The organism is Thermogemmatispora sp., assembly GCF_019683755.1.
In the GTDB taxonomy this organism is placed as follows: Bacteria; Chloroflexota; Ktedonobacteria; order Ktedonobacterales; family Ktedonobacteraceae; genus Thermogemmatispora.
Genome location: NZ_JADGHT010000300.1, coordinates 1 through 5,844, shown reverse-complemented (window position 1 = coordinate 5,844; position 5,844 = coordinate 1). Strand labels below are relative to the sequence as shown.

3 protein-coding genes are annotated in these 5,844 nt (G+C 59.1%); all 3 read left to right on the top strand.

The window, feature by feature from the left end; translation table 11 throughout:
* Window positions 1–284 precede the first annotated feature (284 nt).
* Window positions 285–2,213 (top strand): ABC transporter ATP-binding protein, encoded by a 1,929-nt coding sequence (locus IRZ24_RS15875; RefSeq protein WP_297166091.1) that lies wholly within the window; start codon window positions 285–287, stop codon window positions 2,211–2,213.
* On the top strand, window positions 2,210–4,144 hold the full coding sequence (locus IRZ24_RS15870; RefSeq protein ID WP_297166088.1) for an ABC transporter ATP-binding protein: 1,935 nt from the start codon (window positions 2,210–2,212) through the stop codon (window positions 4,142–4,144). Before IRZ24_RS15875 ends, IRZ24_RS15870 begins: the two co-directional genes overlap by 4 nt.
* A 375-nt stretch (window positions 4,145–4,519) precedes the next feature.
* The gene (locus IRZ24_RS15865) at window positions 4,520–5,764 is read left to right on the top strand and encodes an FAD-dependent oxidoreductase (RefSeq protein WP_297166085.1); all 1,245 of its coding nucleotides are present in this window, start codon (window positions 4,520–4,522) and stop codon (window positions 5,762–5,764) included.
* The last annotated feature ends 80 nt before the right edge of the window (window positions 5,765–5,844 follow it).

The window sequence follows — 5,844 nt, the reverse complement described above, 5'->3', positions numbered from 1 at the left end:
GCTCTATATGCGATTTGCCCCTTTCTTTCTCTTGTGACCCTGGCCGGAAGTGGAAGATGAGAGAGCCAGGCAGCAGCCCCAGACTGTCAATTTGGCTGCCCGCTCTCCGATTGGGCGAAAGACTGACACCCTTCTGTCAGCTATAGGTGCCTAGACTGTTCCAGGAGGAACATACAAATCTCCCGATCATGCGGTGCAGCCCCTTGTTGGGCCTGTCCGATAGAAGTCCTCACCAGTCACTCACTATCTGTCGATGCCTGCCAGACCAGAAAGGAACACTGCTCATGTCAGCGATCGTCGCCGAAACCATGCGCAAAACATTCTTTTCTATCGATATTGCATGGTGGAGGAGCAACTGGCGCATCTGCAAGCGCATCATCGGCCTACTGCGGCCCTATTGGCTAGCCTCGCTAGGCGCGGTCATCTCGATGATCCTGGCCACCGTTGCGGCCCTCGTCGTACCCTGGCTGCTAGCTTGGGTTATCGACGTCGGCATCCGTGGAGGGCAGTTTCACAGGCTCTTACTGGCTGCGGCTGCCATTCTAGTCATCAGCGCGCTACGCGGTCTCTTTTCCTACGGCCAGAGCTATCTCTCACAAGCTGTGTCCTGCCATGTGGCCTATGACCTGCGCAATCAGGTCTACGACCATCTCCAGCGGCTTGACTTCTCCTTTCATGATGATGCCGAGACTGGCCAACTCATGTCTCGGCTGACCGTTGACATTGAAGGAGTACGCAACTTTATTCCTCTAGGCTTACTGCGCGCCCTCGTTGCGATTGTCACTTTCGGAGCCGTTGCCATTATTCTATTGCAGCTTGACATCTTCCTTGCGCTCATCACCCTAATCAGCGTACCGCTTCTGATGTTCCTCGCCGTGCAGGTTGGCAAGCGTCTCCGCCCGCTCTGGGAGAAAGTCCAGGAAGAGAACGGTGTTCTTGGCACCATCATGCAAGAGAGCCTGAGCGGCATACGCATTGTCAAATCCTTTGCCCGCGAGCCGTTCGAAGTCGAGAAATACGACCGGCAGAATCGCAAGCTGCGCGAACTGAACCTGGAGACCATGCGCCTCTCCGCCTGGAATCAGCCCTTAATGGTACTCATCCTCAACCTGATCACGGTCCTCCTCGTCTGGGTAGGGGGAGTAGCCGTCGTTGGGCATCACCTCAGTCTGGGAACTCTGGTCGCGGTCACTCAGTATGTCCTGGTCCTGGGCACCCCGACGCGCACCCTGGGCTTTATGGTGACCTGGTTTATGCGAGGCATCTCGTCGGCGGCACGCATCTTCGAGATCCTGGACACACCCCCGGCCATTACAGAGGCACCAGGAGCGCATGAGCTACGGGATGTACGCGGTCATGTCCGTTACGAACACGTCTCCTTTGCCTACGCAGGTGGGCAAGAGGTGCTACACGACATTTCAATTGAGGCCCGGCCAGGCGAAATCGTGGCCATTCTCGGTGCCACCGGAGCCGGCAAGAGCACCCTACTGCATCTACTTCCGCGCTTCTATGACGTGACTGCGGGACGCATCACCATCGATGGTTACGATATACGCACCATTACCCTGGCCTCACTCCGCCGCGCAGTTGGGCTCGTCCTGCAGGACGTCTTTCTCTTCAATGCCACCCTGCGCGAGAACATCGCCTATGGCGTTGAAGAAGTCAATGATGAGCAGATCATCGCCGCCGCCAAAATCGCCCGCATTCACGATTTCATTTGCAGCCTGCCAAACGGCTACGATACCTGGGTTGGCGAGCGCGGCGTGACCCTGTCGGGAGGGCAAAAGCAGCGCATCGCCATTGCGCGCACCTTACTGCTCAATCCACCCATCCTGATTCTAGACGACTCGACTTCCAGCGTCGACATGGAGACAGAATATCTCATTCAGCAGGCCCTAGAGGCAGTCATGCGCGGACGCACTACCTTCGTAGTGGCCTCGCGCCTGCGCACCATCAAGCATGCCCATCGGATTCTCATTCTGGACCGTGGGCGCATTGTCGAAGAGGGCACCCATGAAAGCCTCCTGGCACGCAATGGTCTCTATCGTCGTCTCTATGATCTCCAATTACGTGAGCAAGAGGAATTTGAAGAACGCTACCGGCAACAGCGTGCCGCTCGCCAGAAGAGCGCGAGGCAAGAAGAAGGGCAGAGGCTGGCAGCCCAGGTCATGACCGAGGAAAACTGTTGTCAGCAGAGAGGAGGAAAGAGATGAAGGGCCAACGGGAACGGGACAAGGCTGAGCGGCACCGACGCAGTCGTGCCTATCTGGAGCGTCGGCGCCGACTTATGTGGGAAGAAAATACCCTGGCCAGTGCCGACGAAAGCGAAACGCGTCGTTTTGACTGGCGCTCCATTCGTCTCTTTGGGATCTACCTCGCACGCTACAAAGGTCTCACCATTCTCAGCGTTCTCTTGATGCTGCTCTACACCGCCACCAACCTGGCCAATCCCTATCTGATCGAGGTGGCTATTGATCAGTTTATCACACGTGCCGACCTGGGGGGGCTGGCCCTGATCTGTCTGGTGCTCCTGCTCGTTAACATTGTCATGTGGCAGGCCCAGTACTGGCAAATCTGGACCATGTCATGGGCCGGTCAGCAAGTCCTCTATCTGCTCAGCTCCGACATGTTCCGCCATCTGCAGCAGCTCTCGCTGAGCTTTTACGATCGCACCCAGATCGGGCGCGTTATGTCGCGCCTGCAAAGCGATATCGATGTACTAGAGAGCATGCTCAGCTCCGGCCTGCTCTCCATCCTCGGCTCGCTGGTGGCTCTGGTGGGCATCATCGGCGCCATGATTGCCATGAATGCCTGGCTGGCCCTTCTCTCTTTCGCCGTCCTTCCGATCATGTTCATCATTGCCGCCTTTTGGTCGCGCCATGCCGAACGCTCCTTTCGGCGCACGCGGGCAGCCATTTCACTGGTCAACGCCACTCTTCAAGAAAATATTTCAGGCATGCGCGTCATCCAAAGCCTGGCGCGTGAAGAGCGCAACCGTAGCGAATTCGACGAGCTGAACGCCTACAATCGCGATACCAACCTGGAGGCGAACCGCATTTCCTCGCTAGTGCTGCCACTGGTCGAGGTTGTCGCAGCGATCGCCATCGCGTTGGTCGTTGTCTACGGCGGGATGGAGGTTGCGCGCGGCACCCTACAGATCGGCGTACTCGTCGCCTTTACCCTGTACATTAACCGCTTCTTTGATCCCATCCGAGAACTAAGCATGCAATATACCCAGCTCCAGCGCGCTGCTGTAGCCGCCGAACGCATCTATCAGATCCTCTCGATTCCTGTAGAGATTACAGATAAGCCAGGTGCCTATGAGCTACCGCCTATCCGCGGAGAGATCGAATTTCGCAATGTCACCTTTGGCTATACGCCCCGCTATACAGTGCTGCGTGGGCTGAATCTGCACATCAAGCCTGGGCAAACGGTGGCCATTGTCGGACCAACCGGCGCCGGTAAAACGACCATTGCTGGCCTCGTCACGCGCTTTTACGACGTCCAAGGGGGAGCTGTCCTGATCGACGGCCATGATGTACGAGACGTCACCCAGCACTCGCTACGCCGACAGATTGGCGTCGTGCCGCAAGACCCCTTTCTCTTTACCGGGACAATCAAGGAGAACATCCGCTATGGTCGGCTCGACGCCAGCGATGAAGAAGTGATGACGGCGGCGCGTGCTGTGGGTTTACATGAGCTGGTTGAGCGCCTTCCCCAGGGGTACGAGACGCCTATTCGTGAGCGAGGGCGCAACCTGAGCATGGGCCAGCGACAGCTCATTGCCTTTGCCCGAGCTTTGCTGGCTGATCCGCGCATCCTGATTCTGGACGAGGCCACGGCCAACATCGACACTGTCACTGAACTGATCGTCCAGCAAGGCCTGCAGCGCCTGCTGCAAGGGCGTACAGCCATTGTCATTGCCCATCGTCTCTCAACCATCAAAAGCGCCGATCTCATCGTTGTGCTTCAGCAAGGCCAGGTTGTCGAGCAGGGCAAACATGAAGAGCTACTGGCGCGTAACGGTGTCTACGCTAAGCTGTACGCTATGGGCTTCCGTGAGGCTAGCGGTTCCGAAGTGGGCGGGCCTGTAGGGCACCAAGAGCTGGAGCAACAAGAAGAGTGGCTATCTCCTAGAACATGATAGCCGGACAGAGCGAGCTGGCCGCGCATAAGGCGAGGGGCAAGCTGATCAGCGGAACGGCTCGGCCCGTGCCGGCTTGACAGAGCGGGGGAGAGCTTCTTATCATCAATCATAGATAGGATGGTTGTCAGGTGGTAGCGTGGCCTGCCCGGGATGTGCAGGATCGCCATCGCCCAGGAGCCGCGCGGCTTTGCTCCTCCGCTAGCCGGCTGCCTCGCGGGATGAGCCTGGTTGCTCCTGACGCATTGCTCTCCAAAGGGCATGCTCTAGTGTGCCGCCGTTGTTATCGCGCCGGGGGTACGCTCCCCCTAGGGGGACGGCGATGCACATCTCGTCATATCCTGTCGCGCTACTGCCCTTGTGAAAAGGAGCTTTATGCGAGTTGAAACGCAGACTGAAGCCGATCCTGATCGACGTACGACTGTAGTCCCACCAACCACTCCTGTTCCTCAGTCTCTGATCCCCTGGTGGGATGACCTTGATCCCGTTGTCCGAGCAGAATTACACCTTCCGGACATCGCCGATGAAGGCCCTCCCGCCCAACCGCTGGATGTCATTGTGATTGGGGCTGGCGTTGCTGGCTTAAGCGCGGCCCTCAGCGCCCGGCGTGCTGGCGCACGGGTGCTGGTGCTGGAGCGTCATGCGCTGATTGGTTACGGTACAAGTGGGCGCAATGCTGGCATTTTGAGCGTTGGTATCAATGCTGACCTGACGACCCTACCTTCAGGACATCCAGCGCTTGCCCTCTGGCCTGCCACGACTGAAGTGCTGTTCTCGCTGGTCAGGGAGGCGGCTCTCCCCGATTCGCTGCTCTCCCTGCGCCTGACAGGCTCACTGAGCCTGGCCGAGACGATCAGCGGAGCCCGGAATTTGGCGCGCGAGGCGCATCTGCGGCTGCGTATGGGCCTGCGTGCGGAGCTGTGGACGCCGGCGCAGGTGGCGGAGGCGACGCAGGGCCGCCTCAATGTGCGTACGGTCTATGCGGCCCTCTGGCTGCCGGATGAGGCGCGAGTACACCCGCTGACTTTGCTGGCCCACCTGGCACGACGCGCCCGCCGTGCTGGCGTCGTGCTACGTGGCAATGCGCCGGTGATTACCTACGAAGAGGTGCCTTTGCCCGGCGGAGTCAGTGGCTGGCGCCTGCATCTGGCCAATGGCTGCACACTGCTGACACGTGGCCTGATCCTAGCTGTAGGCCCGGGTGCCCGCCCCAATGCGCGGCTGTATGCCTTGGCCTTTCGCGCTGAGCTACCGCCCGATTTCCCCATCTTCGGGGATGCGTTGCCCTACACCTACGCGGATTTCAGGCCAGGTGAGGGACGGCTCACAGTGACTGGCGGTCGCTACGGTCGCGCTGGGGTCACGCGCAATGATGCTCATTATCATTGCCGCTTGAAAGAGCTGACCTATCGCTGGCTGCCTGAATTGGCGGAACAGGAACCAGCCTACACGTGGGCCGTAGACCTGGAGGTCACTCCGCAGATGGTCCCTGAGTTGCATCCACTGGGGGTAGTGGCGCCGGCCCTGGCAGTCGAAGGGCTGGGTGCCCTGGGAATGTTACCAGGGATGGTGCTGGGCGAGCGCGCCGGCGAGCAAGTCGCCACCGCGGTGAGCCACTGATGCGGCGTGGCATGCCTCTCCTCACCTTTGACGAGGAGCGCCTTCCTCGCTAAAGAAAGTGAGTGAGTAAGGGTGTCGGG

What these genes read in the sequence shown, in the direction of transcription:
- IRZ24_RS15875 (WP_297166091.1), top strand. Translation starts at nt 285, where the DNA reads ATGTCAGCGATCGTCGCCGAAACCATGCGCAAAACATTCTTTTCTATC.
- IRZ24_RS15870 (WP_297166088.1), top strand. Translation starts at nt 2,210, where the DNA reads ATGAAGGGCCAACGGGAACGGGACAAGGCTGAGCGGCACCGACGCAGT.
- IRZ24_RS15865 (WP_297166085.1), top strand. Translation starts at nt 4,520, where the DNA reads ATGCGAGTTGAAACGCAGACTGAAGCCGATCCTGATCGACGTACGACT.